Origin of the sequence: Eubacterium sp. An3 (genome assembly GCF_002159465.1) — a bacterium.
Lineage (GTDB): Bacteria > Bacillota > Clostridia > Lachnospirales > Lachnospiraceae > Anaerobutyricum > Anaerobutyricum stercoris.
The window spans coordinates 1-15,705 of the sequence record NZ_NFIR01000028.1 but is presented as its reverse complement, the minus strand read 5'-3'; the positions used below and the strand labels follow the sequence as shown (position 1 = coordinate 15,705).

The window sequence follows — 15,705 nt, the reverse complement described above, 5'->3', positions numbered from 1 at the left end:
CTGTACAAGCAATGAAAAGGGAGTAGCGAAACGTTTCGGAAGAAACGGGTTTGAAATCGTCATCCGATGCCGGAAGGCATCCGTATCAAATGAGAAAGCAAGACTTTTATTGTGGCAAAGGTCATGATAAGGGTCTTTTTTAATATCTGTAACCCGGCGACCAACGAGACAGCACTTTTTCATCGCTGTATCCTTATCAGCCTAAGCCCAATGGTCTGCGTACAGGAAAGAGAGGATATATTTATGAGTAACGAAATAATGAGACAGGAAGTACAGGAAGCGATCCGGGCAGGAGAAAATGCACTCCAGAGCCTGTATGCCGCAAAAGATCAGTTAAACAGCGCAAAGAACTGGGGACTTTTTGATATGTTCGGCGGCGGTTTTTTCACCAGTATGATAAAACACTCCAAACTCGACGGAGCCGCCGCTTCTCTGGAAGAAGCCAGATATAATCTGCAGATTTTTCAACGGGAACTTTCCGATGTTCACATCCCACAGGATCTGCATATCAATGTCAACGGTTTTCTTTCTTTTGCAGATTTTTTCCTTGACGGCCTCATAGCCGACTATCTGGTACAGAGCCGCATCAACGACGCCAGGGAGCAGGTGGATGACGCCATCGGAAGAGTGGAGACTCTGCTTAACGATTTACAATCATATGTGTACTGATTCGATGTATAATCCCGGGAATATTCCCGGATATCAGATTACAGATCTGGTCCCGGCTTAAGCCGGGACCTTTTCTTTGTCTTGCGATTGGTTCGAAAATATACTATGATAATACAGTGTTATACAAGAACTGGAACGGAGGAGACATAAATATGACTGACATATGTACATCTGCCGGGAAAAGATCCCGGTCTTCTAATTATAAATTATTTTTCAGTTTCGTTATCCCTTCCATTCTGGCATTCGCTCTTTCCGGTGTATATGCCATTGTCGATGGATTTTTTGTGGGAAACAGCGTGGGAGATATCGGCATATCAACCATCAATGTGGCATACCCCATTATTGCCCTGATTCTGGCCGTGGGTACAGGCATCGGCATGGGAGGCGCCGTCTATTTTTCCATCTTTCAGGCGGAAGGAAAACCAAAAGAAGCCGGAGAATTTGTGGCGGGAACACTGTGGCTCCTTCTGGCTGCCAGCATCGTCATGACAGCGCTGGTACTTCTTTTGGCTACTCCTCTTCTGAAGCTGCTGGGCGCTCAGGGCGAGCTGCTCACTCTGGGACAGGATTACATTTACATCATGGCGCTGGGCTCCGTCCTGCAGATATTCGGAACTGGCCTGATTCCTCTGATCCGGAACAACGGAGGCGCCATTTTTGCCATGATCACCATGTGTTCCGGATTCCTGACCAATATCATACTTGACTATCTGTTTGTGTGGGTTTTTCATCTGGGCGTATCAGGCGCCGCCTGGGCTACCATCATTGGGGAAGGCGTCGCCATGGCCGGCGGCGTAGGATATCTTCTATATAAAAAGCAGATGCATTTTGCCATATCCCGGGAAGCCATGAAACGGGTCACAAAGTCCATTGTGCGCATCGGCCTTGCCCCTTTCGGTCTTGCTCTGACGCCGAATTTTTCCCTGATCCTCATCAATCGGTTTTCGGCTTCCTACGGCGGGGAACCGGCTATCGCAGTATACGCCTGCGTTTCCTATATCCTGACCATAGTATATCTGGTACTGCAGGGCGTCGGCGACGGCATTCAGCCGCTGATGAGTCAGTTTTACGGTGCAAAAAAAGAAAAGGATCTGCGGCAGGCCAATGCATTTGCTTACGGCTTTGCCCTGCTGCTGTCCTTCCTCAGTATCGTATTATTATATGTATTCCGCGGCAACATCGGCGTCATCTTCGGCGCCTCCGCCGCAGTCACACAGGAAGTGGCCGAGACACTGCTCATCTTCCTCATTGCCATCCCGTTTATCGCCGTCAACCGGGTGACCACAGCCAGCTTCTACGCCACAGAAAAAAGTACCTTCGCCTACATGCTTACCTACATCGAACCGGTTGCCATGCTGGTGTTCATGCTGATTCTGCCCCCGCTCTTTGGCGGTCAGATCATAATCTGGTGGAGCGCCACCTGCGCGAGAATCGTCTCAGCAGTGCTGGCAGTGATCCTAAAATGGTATGTAAAAAAACAATAATTTACCTGAATATTTTGGTTTTATTTCATCTCCCAAAATGGTATAATACTATTAACTGAGATGATGTGTCATCCATATTTAATCGGAGGTGATTCCATTGGAGAAAGATGCAGTCAAATTAACACGGCAGATCGCAGCCACCATGGCCATGGAAAACATGGCTCTCAGCGAGTCTGAATACGACGTTCTGCTGCGATGCGCTGCCGGAGAACAGTCCATCACCCTGACCATTCAGGAGATGATCGCGCGGTATACGGAACATTAATCCAAAATGAAAGATTATTATTATGAATTCGAACAGGACAGCATCTATTGCTATCCTGATTCTTTTGTCCTGAAAAATAAACTGAACATCACGGACGGAGATCTGCTGGAGGAAGCGGAGCGCAACATCACCGCCCTGCGCATCCTCGCGCTGCGCAAAAATCCGCCGGCGGGCGTCATGGATTTCCGGTATCTGCGGCGCCTCCACAAATACATTTTCGGGGATATCTACGACTGGGCAGGCGAAGTCCGCAACGTGAACATCAACAAAGGAACCATGTTCTGCAGTCATCTGTTCATTTCCCAGCAGGCAGAATACATCTTCGGCCAGCTGAAAAAAGAACAGTATCTCACAAAATGTACAGACGAAGAGATGCCTCTTCGTCTTGCCTATTATCTCTCAGAGATCAATGCGTTACATCCTTTCCGGGAAGGCAACGGCAGGACCCAGCGGCTCTTCATCGAGATTCTTGCAGAACGAACCGGATACGAGGTGGATTTCTCCGAGGTGTCCGCCGAAGAGATGATCCAGGCCAGCGCCGACTCATTTTTATTAAAATACGAACAAATGAACCGGCTCATGCAGCGGATTGTGCGGAAAATGGGATAAAAATTTGGGAGCGGTGCAAGACCGCTCCATTTTCTATGGTTACTTATGCTTCAATATCTTTCTGTGTATCTTCCTTTAACTCCTTGACCAAAGCAAGGGCTTTATCATTTTCGCCGTTTTCCAGATGTTTTTCAATTTTTTCAATGACTCGTAAAAGTTTTCTGCAAAAGCTGACGAATTCTTTTGTGTTATCCATTCTCTGCTCCTTTCTCCGGTTTCCCAGGTATTGTCTTGAAAAGACAGATATATTATATCATATCTATACAATATTTTCAATTATTATAGTATATTTTATTTCTTTTTTCATATAATATATATTTTACCATATATGCGAGCAAAATAACAGAACAGATTTTATATTTTAAATAGCCTATCTATAGAAAAATTAATTGATGTCGCGGACTTGTTTCACACAAGCCTCGATTATCTTATCCGTGGAAAAATCATTTCCGATCAATACAGCGAATTATTTCCGGCTGTTTTGCTTGAATCTTTGGATTCTGACGATGAATCCCAGATTGATTTATTTCAACGTTTTCTCCAGCTCTACGGCGAGCTTCTAAGCTCTCAAAAAACAAAGGATTGATATCTTACAAATGTTGATATCAATCCTTTTTGCATACAGCCTGCTGCATAAAAAATGCAATGGCTCCTTATCTTTTCTTTTTCGTTTCCCGCAGATACTCTGCGATATAATGCATCAGCTCCAGGTCGCTCCGATAATACAGGGAGCCTGTCTTCGTTGTCTTCATCACTCCCTGCCAGCTTCCGTGGCGCCGGAACAGCGTCTCCGCATAGGCCCATCTTTTGCTGGAAATGTACAGTTTCTTGAAGTCTTCAAAGCAGCTGTCCTCGAAGTTCCATCTGTCTGTGTTCTCCAGGACGGTTCCCTTCCAGTTTGTCTTTTTCAGGTTACGCATCTCAAACTCTGCCTGTGGGCGATCCAGAAGATTGTAAATGCGCTCCATTTTCATAAACAGATCTCCGTATCCCCGGTAGCTGATTCCATATGGAATATGTACATTGTAGATCATGCCTTCCGGCTCCTCGCTCTGCACGTCGTCCTGTACGTTCTCAAAGGTAATCAGAAGCCCGGTCTGAATAACGTTCTTCTCCACAAAGTTCAGTTTCTTTCTTTTTGTTTTCTCTGCTATCTTTCCCATATCTCCATCCCCTGTATTGTCGGCCTGTCCTCGCCGGGTACGTCTCGACAGTCATCCGTCTGGATTCAGGCAAGAAACCGCATAATTTGTATTATGTGGTAAAAGCAATCTACGTATATTGTACATAATGTATTTATTATTGCTTTTAGTACCATAAAAATTGAAAAAGAGTCATTTTCTTTTGATTTCTGCTTCATTATATACATACTTGTATAAACCCTCATTTATTTTTTTATTAAAAGAGGGTTTTTTGTTGTACCTTTTTTTCTAATAATGGTATAGTCACATGTCATATCATTTTTCTTTTCTTTTATCATGCAAAAAAAAGTTGAAATAAGAGTCAATTTTTCCTGCATTTTTTTCCATATCAGAAATTTCATTGACGGTAAAACGGGATTATGCTATAGTGAAAACAAATGATATATAATGATATGATATAAGTCGGTTATGTTTACCACATAATACAAATTATGTAGACATCTTTCAAAACAGCTTCTCATTTTTACATTTTCTTTTTATATGACCAGTCCCATAGCGTCCATGCATCTCTGGTGCTCTTTCCCTGTAGAAATAATATAGATTCTTGTGGTGTTAATATTGCTGTGTCCCAGCACATCTGCCAGCTTCACAATATCTTTGTTGGTTTTATAAAATGTTCTGGCAAACAGGTGGCGAAGATTGTGCGGAAAAACCTTTTGTGGATTCACCCTGGCGCTGTGGCATAGTTTTTTCATCATTTTCCAGATATTGCTGCGGTCCATTGGCTTTCCATTTTTTGTCACAAAGAGCGGGCCGCGGGAAATCCCCTGTCTGTCCATATATTTTTTTAAAATGCGACGCAGTTTTTTCCCCATTAAAATCACCCTGTTTTTCCCTTTTAATTGAACAGCTGCCTCTCCATCACGCACGGCCTGCGCTGTGATAAATGGAAGTTCTGAAATTCGTATGCCCATTCCGCAGATCGTCTGCAGAATAGTCCACAGTTTATCCTGGCCCTGGTTTTTTGCGGATTGCAGCAGACGGGTGTATTCCGCTTTCGTCAATTCTCTGTCGCTGGAACAATAAGGCTTTCTCTGAATCTTCAGCTGTTTTACCCGATATTCTCCATAACCGGCAAAAGACAGAAAACCGTTGACTGCTGCCAGTTTTGTATTTACGCTGACGGGCTGATATTGATCCATAAGCTCTTTTTTATATTGAATCACCAACTCCTTCGTAATCTTTTTTTCTGAAACAAAAGCAAGAAAACGCAGAATCTCTCTGCGGTACTGTTTTTGTGTGGAGACACTTTTTTCTTCCTGCAGCAAATGGCTTTCATATTGTTTCATAAGTGTGACGGTCAGAATATTTTTCATGATAATATTGTCCTTTCTTTTCTGCTTTTTAACTATATTCTTACCCGTAAATTATAGATTTTATTTAAACAATCCTTCTTATTCCTCTCAATTATATATCGCTTTTATATAAACGCATATCCCGGCAGTCGAATTTCGCAAATTATCCTGACTGAGCCAAAACGAAAGGCATCTGCCGGAATTATTTCTGGCAAATGCCCTTCTATATATTATGGATTGAAAATATCAGCTGCTATCCTCTATTTTTCGATTGCCTTAAATGCCGCTGCCTGTGCGGTCATTCCTCTCTCAGACGCAAGTCTTTCAATGGAAGATGCGCCGAAGAAGCCGTCGATTTCCGGAACCTGTCCGATAACATAAGCAGCGTCTTCCGGGTCAGCGATTGGGCCGCCATGGCAGATTACCATGATATCCGGATTTACTTCCCGGCCTGCTGCGATAATTTCACGGATTTTTACCACGCAGTCGTCGAGGGTCAGGGCAGTTTCCGCTCCGATGGAGCCCTTGGTTGTCAGTCCCATGTGTGCCACAAGGATGTCCGCGCCTGCTTCCGCCATGGCTCTTGCCTGATCCGGATCAAATACATATGGGCAGGTAAGCATGTCAAGCTTGTGTGCCTCGCGGATCATATCTACTTCCAGGTCGTATCCCATGCCTGTCTCCTCCAGGTTGGCACGGAACTTTCCGTCGATAAGGCCTACAGTCGGGAAGTTCTGTACGCCGTTAAAGCCCTGATCTTTTAACTGTTTTAAGAAAATGTCCATAACGCGGAACGGGTCTGTGCCGCACACGCCGGCAAGAACCGGAGTCTTCTTTACAATCGGAAGCACTTCCTGTCCCATTTCCTGCACGATGGCGTTGGCGTCGCCATAGGAAAGGAGTCCTGAAAGGGAGCCGCGTCCTGCCATTCTGAAACGGCCGGAGTTATAGATGATGAGCATATCCACGTCTGCTTTCTCACTGCATTTTGCGGTGATGCCGGTGCCGGCGCCCACGCCCACAAGAATCTTTCCCTGCGCTACCTGTTCTCTGAAATCCTTCAAAATCTCACTTCTTGATTTTCTTAACATTTCCATTACCTCCTGATATGATTTGTTTTTGCGTCAACAGTTTCCACTCTTCTTACGTTTCTTTGCGGGCAGATAAACAAACATTTCCTGAGCGGGCAGCCTCTCCTCCTTATGCCGCCTTTCATCGCCCTCTGTATTTCACCATACCCCTTTACTAATCAGCCATCAGTTCAAGGAGCGTTTTTGCCGCTGTCAGAGCAAAGTGTTCATCGTTGATGTTATTATCCAGCTCAACAATTTCCACATTATCGTTGCGAATTTCTTTTTTCAATGTTTCAAATAATGTCTTCCGTTCTTCCGGTCCGTCAAAAGGCTGTCCCTCCGCATCTATCATGGAGACTCCTTTTTTCGGCAGAAGCAGAACCATCTTACGCCGGGCTCCGTTCCACTTCTCCGCTAGACGGTGTGCAATCTCCACATTTTCTTCCACAGTAGTACGCATCAGTGTTACGGCCGGGTTATGTTTATAAAGATTCCTTCCTCTGAACTGTTCCGGCACGGAATCCATCTCACCGAAATTCACCATATCGCAGGCGCCCACAGAAACAACCTGCGGTACCTTCTGACGGATAGCTGCCCCGCATCGATCCGGGCCTGCCGCGAGGATTCCTCCCACAACCTCGTCGCAGTATTCTGTGGTTGTCAGGTCCAGGACACCGGCAAAGAATCCTGCGTCAATGAGAGCTTCCATTGTTTTGCCGCCGGTTCCCGTGGCATGGAAAACCATCACTTCATAACCTTTCTCTTCCAGATATACTTTTGCCTGCTCAATACAAGGCGTGGTCACGCCAAACATGGTAGCAGCGATGAGCGGTTTTTGCTCTGTCGTGTCGTTCTTTAGCTTATCGCCGCAGGATACCATCCCGGCCATAGCGAGCACTGCATTTTTAAAGATCATTTTGGAGATCTTGTTCAGTCCCGCCACGTCCACAATAGATGGCATCATGATGATATCACTTGTTCCTACATACCTTTCCACATCTCCGGACGCCATGGTGGAAACCATCAGCTTCGGCACACCAATCGGCAGAGCACGCATGGCCGCTGTCGCCAGAGAGGTTCCTCCGGAACCACCCAACGACAAAATCCCGTCAAACTTTCCATCAGCATAAAGTTTCGGCACAATAGTCTCCATGCCCTTTGCCAGCGCTTCCATGGCAAGAGAACGGTCTTTTTTCGCTGCAATCTCTTCGAGATTATAACCAGCTGCGGCTGCCACTTCCCCGTTGGAAACATCCGGCTCAAACATCGGTTCAAAGACGCCGGTATGAATGGTGTACGCCCGTAACCCCAATTCTTCCACCAATCCTTTGATATACTGATATTCCGCCCCCTTGGAATCAAAGGTTCCGGCAATTGCTATGGTTCTCAAAATATCCTCCTTTCAAAAAAAGTAGAATCAACGATGCTGCATATCTTGATTCTACTCTTCTTTTTCTTTTATAGAAATGTGTTTATATTCTCTTTTCTTGTGGTTATATTTTCATTTTCTAGTTTTTATCTTATTTTTTTATGTGTTTATATTAACTGTCAAGTCTGGCGACTAATGTGTATACGCCGACACATGAATTTTGGCATCCCGGCAGCTTTCCTGATATGCGCGAGGAGACATACCGTTGTATTTCTTAAAAATCTTGGAAAAGTGCGCATAGTCGAAGTATCCTACTTTCTCGGCAATCTCCCGGCAGCGCATATTGCTCTCTTTTAACAGCTCCTCAGCCTTGTTGATCCGGAACCGTACCAGATACTCCGTGAAATTCATTCCGGTCTCTTTTTTGAAACGGGTACTCAGATAAGAGGCCGACACATGTGCCACAATGGCGATATCGGAAAGCTGGATATTTTCCATATAATGCTCTTCAATGTACTTACAGGTAAAATTCACGTAATCCCCGGTCTTCCAGTCCCCGTGCAGCATTTTCGTCATAGGATCATTCCGGTCGAAATTCCCGTAGCTTTTGAACGCTTTCGTAGTGTTGAGAATGGCTCTCTCGGTAGGAATCCTGTCAAAAGTCGATCCGCCGATATATCCCTGACACCGGGTTGTCTGATAAAAATACTGCATGTCGATAGGCGTGTTGGCCGGTCCCGCATAAATCATTTTTATCACATCCGGCCGGATTTCATCACAGAGTTTGAAAATCTTCTCCGTCAGCTGTCTCGCCTCGTCAATGGAAATGTATTTTTTTGCTCCCAGATATCCCCCTTTTGTAAGTCCCAGATGCACGCACAGGACGTCTGTCCCGGCCTCCATCATCCACCGCGCCTCCTCGATATTAGTCACAAAAGCTACTGTAAACATATCCATATAATGAGCAAGTTTGATAGCTTCCACCTCCTGCTCGTAGGTGTTGCCCTCCTCTTCCAGTCCCTCCCGGAACTGTCCGTCGATCATGGCAAGCGTCGGGTAGTTGACAATGCCGGAAAATCCCGCCTCCCTGATCTCCTTCAGATAATCATAAAGATGGATAAACGGATCGCTGGCCAGCAGGCCGAACAACACCGGTGTGTCCCTGATGATCGGCAGCAATTCCCGTTTGCCCATCTCCATGACCGACTCATTATTGTTGTCGTAACAGAAGAAGGTTGCCATGGAACTCCTGCCCATCACCCGATATTTTCCTGCGCTGAGCGCCAGCAGCAGATCAGCTCCGCCAAGCGATGCATATTTCGCCGCCATGCCCGAACCGATGGCCGCCCCGATGATATGGCCGTTAATGTGTATCCTTGCATGCAAAGTCTTTAAAATCGTCTTTCTGTCCATATGTCACCCCCAAGATTTCCTCAATATCCCCTGATAAATATTATATCACAGGTCCGCCTGTTTTACCGGAACCAATCTTGACATTTCTCATACGTCTTCCTATAATAGACATTGCAAATAGTTATAATTCAAACTATTTCAATTATAATTATTTTCATTCGTAAAAGGAGGAAGTATTTTGAATTCTTCATTTCATTATCTGGTCATGGCGGAACAGGCCATGGTCCAAAGGGCTCTGCTGGCCCGCATCAAAGGTTCCGGCCTTACTCTCGGTCAGCCTAAGGTTCTCGATTACCTGAAAGACCACAACGGCTCCAGCCAGAAAGAGATTGCCAGAGGCTGCCACATTGAAGCCGGTTCTCTGACATCCATCCTGAACCGCATGGAAGAAAAAGGACTGGTGGAACGCAGAATGCTTCACGGGAACCGGCGCAATTCCTATGTTTTCCTGACCGAAAAGGGGGAAGAACTTCGGAATCTCGTCACCGAAAGCTTTGAAAGTATCGAGAACGAGGCTTTTCGGGGCATATCGGAGGCGGACAGACAGCAGTTTATGAAAACATTTTCCAGAATTTATGAGAATTTGACATCAAAGGAGGACTAGATTTCTATGGAAAAAGTAAAACGTTATATTATTTTCCTGATCGGACTGTTCATCAATTCACTGGGAGTCAGCCTGATCACCAAGGCAGACCTGGGTACCTCGCCCATCTCTTCGATTCCCTATGTACTCAGTCTGAATTTTCCCATGACTCTCGGACAGTTCACCATCATTTTCAGTATTCTTTTAATTATTATCCAGCTTTTCATACTGAGGAAAAACTTTAAAGCCGAGCATCTGCTTCAGATTCCCATCTCCATTCTGTTCGGCTACTTCATTGACCTGACCATGGTTCTGCTGGGCTTTGTTCATCCTGGGGCATATGGACTCAAGATTATCTATCTGTTAATCGGATGTGTGATTCTGGGCTTCGGTGTCTATATGGAAGTGCTGGCAAATGTGGCAATGCTTCCCGGAGAATCCTTTGTCCGGGCGGTTTCCACCACCTGGAACACCAATTTCGGCAACACAAAGGTGGCATTTGACGTCTCCCTCACGGTCATTGCCGCTGCGTTGTCGTTCCTTTTCGTCCATCGCCTGGAAGGCGTCCGGGAGGGAACCATCATTGCTGCTCTGCTGGTGGGTTTCACCGCCCGACTTTTGGGCAGATACCTGGCCTTCCTGAAGCCGATTTTATTTCCATCAATGCCAGCTTTCCGATGACTGGCGAAATTCTTTAAATCATTCTTATTTTTTTCAGCTCTTCCCTGCATTCTATATAGTCTGGAAAATACTTTTCCACCTCTTTCCAGAAAGCGGAGGAATGGTTCATGTGCCGGCGGTGCGCCAGCTCGTGAACCACCACATAATCCAGCAGCTCGTCAGGCAGATAGTAGAGCTGATAATTAAAGTTCACATTGCCTTTTGCGCTGCAGCTTCCCCACCGGGTCTTCTGATTACGGATGGTGATTCGTCCGACAGTCACGCCCATGACCCGGCAGTAATGGCACACCCTCCCGGCAATCTTCTCCCTGATTCTTTCCTTCTCTGCGGCGTCCAGCTCCTGTACCGGCACAGCGCCGGTCGTCTTCCTGGTTCCGGCCGACCGTCTGGCCAGCAATACCTTTTGCAGCACCCACTGGCGGTGCGCCTCCAGAAACTCTCTCAGTTCCCGTTCCGAAAACCGGTCGGGAATCCGCGCCAGCACCTCCCCGCTCTCCTTCACCTGAAGACCGATGCTCTTCCGAGACGAACGGATAATTTGAACCGGAACATTTTCCTCTCCGCCGTCTGTTTCTCTTCTATTATAATGTAATATATATTCCCGAAGCATTGATTGCTTCCCTCCTGCCTCATATTATTTTTTAATACAATTACAGCTGCAGCAGACACAAAATCAATATAATCTGCGCGATCAGAATGAGCGGCACGCCGACGGTAAACTTTCTGTGCAGCGTCTTGTGATGAAAGCCGTACATTCCTGCCAGAGCTCCGATACTGCCGCCAATCAACGCCGCCAGCAGCAGAACCGCCTCGGATATTCTCCATCGATGGCGGGCCGCCTTCCATTTATCAATGCCGTAAAGAAAAAATGTGATAAGATTAGTCACAACTAAATAATAGATAAATAATTTCATATGCTGTTCCTTTCTGTTCCACGATTGTATATCGCAATGCTGTTTCAGGCAGAAAACGACATTTCCCGGTATTGTTTCAGTTTAATGCACAATCTCCGTTAGATATCATTATAACAATGATTTCGTCACAGGGCATCTCCTCTGGCAGATTTCACTAAATTTTAACATTCACGTTTATTTTTCTCCACTTTTTTTCATAATCTTTACGATTTTATTAATTCGACATAGACAGACAGAAATTGATTTGTTATGATAGGTAAGTCGTTTAAAAATACTATGTACTAAAAACAAAGGAAGGCAGTTGATATCATGCAAACAAATACTTCATCCAGCAGTGAGCTGTTTCAGCTCAATGGTAAGCCTACCTTCGGACAGGCTTTTCCACAGGCAATGCAGCACGTTCTGGCTATGCTCGTCGGCAACATCACTCCGCCAATGCTCATCGCCAGCACACTTTCCCTCTCCGCTGCAGATCAGATCATGCTCACACAGGCAGCAATGCTGATCGGCGGTATTACTACTCTGCTCCAGCTTTTCCCGGTTCTGGGCTTCGGTATGGGGCTTCCAAGCGTTATGGGCGTTGCCTTTGCCTACATGCCAATTCTGACCATGATCGGAACGCAGTACGGTATTGCGGCTATCTTCGGTTCCCAATTAGTGGCAGGTTTTGTCTCTATTTTTATTGGTATGTTTATGGGCAAGATTCGCCGCTTTTTCCCTCCTATCGTCAGCGGTACGGTAGTGCTGAGTATCGGTCTTTCCCTGTATGAAACCGCCATCACTTACATGGGCGGCGGTTCTGCCACCCAGAGCGCAGGAACCTTTGGTTCTCCGCAATTCTGGATTCTCGCAGTTGTCACTTTAGTTGTGACTCTGGCTTGCAGCCTCTTTGGCAAAGGATATCTGAAAGTATCCGGTATGCTTATCGGTATCGTTGTCGGTTATGTGATCGCTTTATTTATGGGAGATATCGTTGATTTCTCCACCTTTAATGATGCCGGTCTGATTTCTGTTCCGATTCCGTTCCATTTTGGACTGGAATTCCATGCAGATGCCATCATCATGATGATTCTTATGTATGTGGTACAGGCTGTGCAGACGATTGGAGACGTTTCCTCCACCGCCATGGGAGGATTCGGACGTGAGGCAACCGACAAAGAACTGGGCGGCGCCATCAAAGGGCAGTCCATCTGTGGTATGATCGGCGCTATCATCGGCGGTCTGCCGACCGACCCGTACAGCCAGAACGTAGGCTTGATCTGTACCACCAAGGTTGTTGCCAAACGAGTATTCCTCATTGTCGGCGTTATCATGCTCGCCGCAGGTTTCTGTCCGAAGTTCGGCGCACTGATGACCACTATCCCGCAGCCGGTTCTTGGCGGCGCGACCGTAACCGTATTTGCCGCCATCACCATGTCTGGTATCCAGCTTCTCGGCGAGCAGCCGATGAACTACCGAAATAAACTGATCGTCGGTATTGCTCTTGCTATCGGCGTCGGCATTGACGCCGTACCGGATGTGCTGCAGTTCTGTCCGCAGCTTGCAAAGAACATCCTCGGAAGCTCACTGATGGTGTCCTTCCTTATCGTATTCATTCTTAATATCATTGTGCCGGAAGATAATTCACCGGCAGATTAATGACCCGGAGGAGCTGAATATACCGCTCCTTTTTCGCCCCTGTCCGTTCACTCAGACAGGGGTATTTTTTATCTTTTACCTGGCAATGATTGTGGCTACATTTTCTGACTATATAAAAATGCTCAATAGTGTTTTTTCTTTCTCCGAAATGTGGTATACTTAGAGAAAATCTTCTCTATAATTTTTAATATTTTTCATTGTTATTATATTGATTTATTTTTAATGATATATTGTATTATTATTGTCTTTATTAGACAATAACCACTTCGGTGGGGAAAGGAGGAGTTATGGAAGAATTGGATAAAAAAGAAATTAAAGAAGTCATCGAATGGTGTGACGAAAGAGGACACAGCGAGCACGAAATTCTTGATCTGATACGAAGAATTGTCGGGGCAAAACCGCGGGAAGAAGACCCGCATGCATCCTCACAGCAGATAAAAGATTAAAAATACAACAACGGGGCAGCTCACTGCCGCCCCGCTATTTTCTTTTCTCTACTTTGCTTTCTATTCACTGACCCTGTAATGGGCCACCAGATCATCTCTTTTTTCCAGGATATCTTCCTCATAGGCGGCCTGAAACGGACTGTTGTGATGAATCACATAGGCGACACCGTCATCATTTCTTTTATCGGAAACGATGCCGATATGTTTATCAAAGATAACGATATCCCCACCCTGCCACTGCTCGATGTCGTGGACATCTGTGGTGAGCGGAATTGCCGTATGTTCAAAATATACTTTCAGATTTTTCACCCGGCGGAAGTCAATATTGATATCCGGCTCCTCGATATCATAATCCTGCAGATTGGCAAGAATGTCCGCGTTAACCAGCTCCATCAGGTCGTAGCCTGCGCTCCGGAGCGCATTTGCCACCACATCCGTGCATACGCCGTATTCATCGTCGGGATATCCTGTGTAGTAATACTGGCTCTTGTACTTTGGATTAGTGGAAATGTATTCTCTCGCTCCCTGCAGAATATCCGCCTGGTCATCGACGCCGTCGCCGTCCCGGTCCACGGAACTGTGAATATCTTCAATACTAAAATCCGCATTGGTCCTGGCGTCCACCGGCGCACTGCTTGTTCCCGTAAAATAATGCCGGAAATGCCAGAGACATACCGCTGCTACAACGAGGACAACTATCGCTGCTGCCAGAAAAATTTTCTTTTTTGACATATACTCTCCCCTTTTTTATTTTTATCCAGATTGATTTCATATTACTGATAGGTAATGCCTGTACATTTCCTGCGAGGTCTGTAATCACACACCTACACACTGGATATATATATTATACCAGATAAATATCAAATCAGAGCTGTCAAATCAGAAACAATTTTCTGACCTTTCCTATAATATTTTATAAAAAAGTATAGCATTTTTAAACTTTTTATGATAACATAAAATTGTAATTGATGCAGGAAGTCTTGTAAGGGTTTCCTCCTGTTTTACGAGATATCTGGGAAGGGAGGGATATTATGGGACAAAAAGATTTATCTGAAAAAATACTTGCAGATTACAATGATGTGTTTGCAGATATCGTTAACGTTCTTGTTCTGGAAGGAAGACAGCGGATCGATCCGGATGATCTGACCGCTACAGCTGTTCATTCACAGTATAAAGCAGATGATGGCGTTCTTCACGAGCAGGAAAGGGATGTCTCCAAATATTGGGAGAAACAAAAGATCCACATGTCGTTGTTTGGGATAGAGAACCAGACAGACATTGAAAAGAATATGCCGTTTCGTGTCATCGGATATGACGGAGCGGCATACCGTCAACAGCTGTTACAAAAGAGAAAGCCCGTTCCGGTCATTACTTTGGTGCTGCATTTTGGAACGAAGGAAAGATGGAACGAACCATGTTCCATCAAAGAACTGTTGGATATCCCGGAGGATCTGGACAAATATGTCAGTGATTACAGCATGCACGTGTTTGATATTGCATGGCTGACGGACGAACAGCTGGCTATGTTTGAGAGTGATTTTGGTATTGTGGCGAATTTTTTCGTCCAAAAGAGAAAAAATAAAGACTATGTACCCGATGATAAACGTATAATTCAACATGTGGATGAAGTACTGAAGCTGTTGTCTGTAATGACAGGTGATAACAGATATGCCAGTATTTTATCTTTTGAGAAAGAGGAGGTGATCACTATGTGTGATGTCGCGGAGAGATTAGAACAAAGAGGAATAATGCGCGGCATTGAGCAGGGAATTGAGCGCGGCGTACAAATGGGAAAGATGCATTTATATCGCCTGGTCGCCAGCGGCAAGCTGTCAGTTTTGGATGCTTCTCAGGAGTTGGAACAGACAGAGGAAGAATTCCTCGATGATATGAGGAAAGCTGGTTATGGGCAAGAGTATTGGAAGGAAAGGAAAAATAAATAAAAGAGGGCGTAAAATTTTCTGTGTCTATGGGAAAAATTCTTCTTTGATAAGAAACAGATATGTATAATTGCCTTGTCGGAACTTCTGCTTTTTGGCTGTCGAATTACTTATCTGTTTATAG

General features: G+C 45.4%; 18 protein-coding genes. 9 read left to right on the top strand and 9 right to left on the bottom strand.

Annotated features, from left to right (window positions below; translation table 11 throughout):
• Positions 1 to 243 precede the first annotated feature (243 nt).
• The 4 genes from B5F87_RS16695 (at position 244) to B5F87_RS16685 (ending at position 3,027) form a co-directional block, all read left to right on the top strand.
• On the top strand, positions 244 to 669 hold the full coding sequence (locus tag B5F87_RS16695; RefSeq protein WP_087283081.1) for a hypothetical protein: 426 nt from the start codon (positions 244 to 246) through the stop codon (positions 667 to 669).
• Positions 670 to 821: 152 nt separating this feature from the next.
• Entirely contained in the window at positions 822 to 2,153 is a 1,332-nt protein-coding gene (locus B5F87_RS16690; protein WP_087283080.1) for an MATE family efflux transporter, read from the top strand.
• A 97-nt stretch (positions 2,154 to 2,250) separates the two neighbouring features.
• The gene (locus tag B5F87_RS21070) at positions 2,251 to 2,418 is read left to right on the top strand and encodes a hypothetical protein (RefSeq protein WP_158097082.1); all 168 of its coding nucleotides are present in this window, start codon (positions 2,251 to 2,253) and stop codon (positions 2,416 to 2,418) included.
• Between the two features lie 6 nt (positions 2,419 to 2,424).
• The gene (locus tag B5F87_RS16685; protein ID WP_087283078.1) at positions 2,425 to 3,027 is read left to right on the top strand and encodes a Fic family protein; all 603 of its coding nucleotides are present in this window, start codon (positions 2,425 to 2,427) and stop codon (positions 3,025 to 3,027) included.
• 43 nt (positions 3,028 to 3,070) lie between these two features.
• Here B5F87_RS16685 and B5F87_RS21245 read toward each other — a convergent pair whose 3' ends face one another.
• The 6 genes from B5F87_RS21245 to B5F87_RS16660 all read right to left on the bottom strand — a co-directional run bounded on the left by B5F87_RS21245 (position 3,071) and on the right by B5F87_RS16660 (position 9,379).
• The gene (locus B5F87_RS21245) at positions 3,071 to 3,223 is read right to left on the bottom strand and encodes a hypothetical protein (protein ID WP_171900630.1); all 153 of its coding nucleotides are present in this window, start codon (positions 3,221 to 3,223) and stop codon (positions 3,071 to 3,073) included.
• 457 nt (positions 3,224 to 3,680) lie between these two features.
• Positions 3,681 to 4,190 carry a hypothetical protein gene (locus tag B5F87_RS16680; protein ID WP_087283076.1) on the bottom strand — a complete coding sequence of 170 codons (510 nt, stop codon included), beginning with the start codon at positions 4,188 to 4,190 and terminating at the stop codon, positions 3,681 to 3,683.
• A 515-nt stretch (positions 4,191 to 4,705) separates the two neighbouring features.
• The gene (locus B5F87_RS16675; RefSeq protein ID WP_087283074.1) at positions 4,706 to 5,545 is read right to left on the bottom strand and encodes a tyrosine-type recombinase/integrase; all 840 of its coding nucleotides are present in this window, start codon (positions 5,543 to 5,545) and stop codon (positions 4,706 to 4,708) included.
• A gap of 239 nt (positions 5,546 to 5,784) precedes the next feature.
• The gene (locus B5F87_RS16670) at positions 5,785 to 6,615 is read right to left on the bottom strand and encodes a phosphoenolpyruvate hydrolase family protein (RefSeq protein WP_087283072.1); all 831 of its coding nucleotides are present in this window, start codon (positions 6,613 to 6,615) and stop codon (positions 5,785 to 5,787) included.
• A 154-nt stretch (positions 6,616 to 6,769) separates the two neighbouring features.
• On the bottom strand, positions 6,770 to 7,987 hold the full coding sequence (locus B5F87_RS16665; RefSeq protein WP_087283071.1) for a Tm-1-like ATP-binding domain-containing protein: 1,218 nt from the start codon (positions 7,985 to 7,987) through the stop codon (positions 6,770 to 6,772).
• 171 nt (positions 7,988 to 8,158) lie between these two features.
• Positions 8,159 to 9,379 carry a phosphoenolpyruvate hydrolase family protein gene (locus tag B5F87_RS16660; protein WP_087283069.1) on the bottom strand — a complete coding sequence of 407 codons (1,221 nt, stop codon included), beginning with the start codon at positions 9,377 to 9,379 and terminating at the stop codon, positions 8,159 to 8,161.
• A 178-nt stretch (positions 9,380 to 9,557) separates the two neighbouring features.
• On the opposite strand from B5F87_RS16660, the gene B5F87_RS16655 reads away from it, so the two are divergent.
• Both B5F87_RS16655 and B5F87_RS16650 read left to right on the top strand, forming a co-directional pair.
• Complete coding sequence (locus tag B5F87_RS16655) at positions 9,558 to 9,983, top strand: MarR family transcriptional regulator (RefSeq protein ID WP_087283067.1); 426 nt, start codon at positions 9,558 to 9,560, stop codon at positions 9,981 to 9,983.
• 6 nt (positions 9,984 to 9,989) lie between these two features.
• Positions 9,990 to 10,643, top strand: coding sequence for a DUF6198 family protein (locus B5F87_RS16650; protein WP_087283065.1), 654 nt, complete (start codon positions 9,990 to 9,992; stop codon positions 10,641 to 10,643).
• Positions 10,644 to 10,656: 13 nt separating this feature from the next.
• Here the strand turns inward: B5F87_RS16650 and B5F87_RS16645 are convergent, their stop codons facing one another.
• Entirely contained in the window at positions 10,657 to 11,253 is a 597-nt protein-coding gene (locus B5F87_RS16645; RefSeq protein ID WP_087283063.1) for a M48 family metallopeptidase, read from the bottom strand.
• 40 nt (positions 11,254 to 11,293) lie between these two features.
• On the bottom strand, positions 11,294 to 11,557 hold the full coding sequence (locus B5F87_RS16640; protein ID WP_087283061.1) for a DUF1294 domain-containing protein: 264 nt from the start codon (positions 11,555 to 11,557) through the stop codon (positions 11,294 to 11,296).
• A 309-nt stretch (positions 11,558 to 11,866) separates the two neighbouring features.
• On the opposite strand from B5F87_RS16640, the gene B5F87_RS16635 reads away from it, so the two are divergent.
• Positions 11,867 to 13,195, top strand: coding sequence for a nucleobase:cation symporter-2 family protein (locus tag B5F87_RS16635; protein WP_087283059.1), 1,329 nt, complete (start codon positions 11,867 to 11,869; stop codon positions 13,193 to 13,195).
• A 287-nt stretch (positions 13,196 to 13,482) separates the two neighbouring features.
• Positions 13,483 to 13,641 (top strand): hypothetical protein, encoded by a 159-nt coding sequence (locus tag B5F87_RS21065; protein WP_158097081.1) that lies wholly within the window; start codon positions 13,483 to 13,485, stop codon positions 13,639 to 13,641.
• A 60-nt stretch (positions 13,642 to 13,701) separates the two neighbouring features.
• On the opposite strand, the gene B5F87_RS16630 is transcribed toward B5F87_RS21065, so the two are convergent.
• On the bottom strand, positions 13,702 to 14,373 hold the full coding sequence (locus tag B5F87_RS16630) for a DUF1287 domain-containing protein (RefSeq protein ID WP_087283057.1): 672 nt from the start codon (positions 14,371 to 14,373) through the stop codon (positions 13,702 to 13,704).
• A gap of 299 nt (positions 14,374 to 14,672) precedes the next feature.
• Between B5F87_RS16630 and B5F87_RS16625 the strand changes: the two genes are divergently transcribed.
• Positions 14,673 to 15,584: an Rpn family recombination-promoting nuclease/putative transposase gene (locus tag B5F87_RS16625; protein WP_087283055.1), complete on the top strand. Its 912-nt coding sequence runs from the start codon at positions 14,673 to 14,675 to the stop codon at positions 15,582 to 15,584.
• The last annotated feature ends 121 nt before the right edge of the window (positions 15,585 to 15,705 follow it).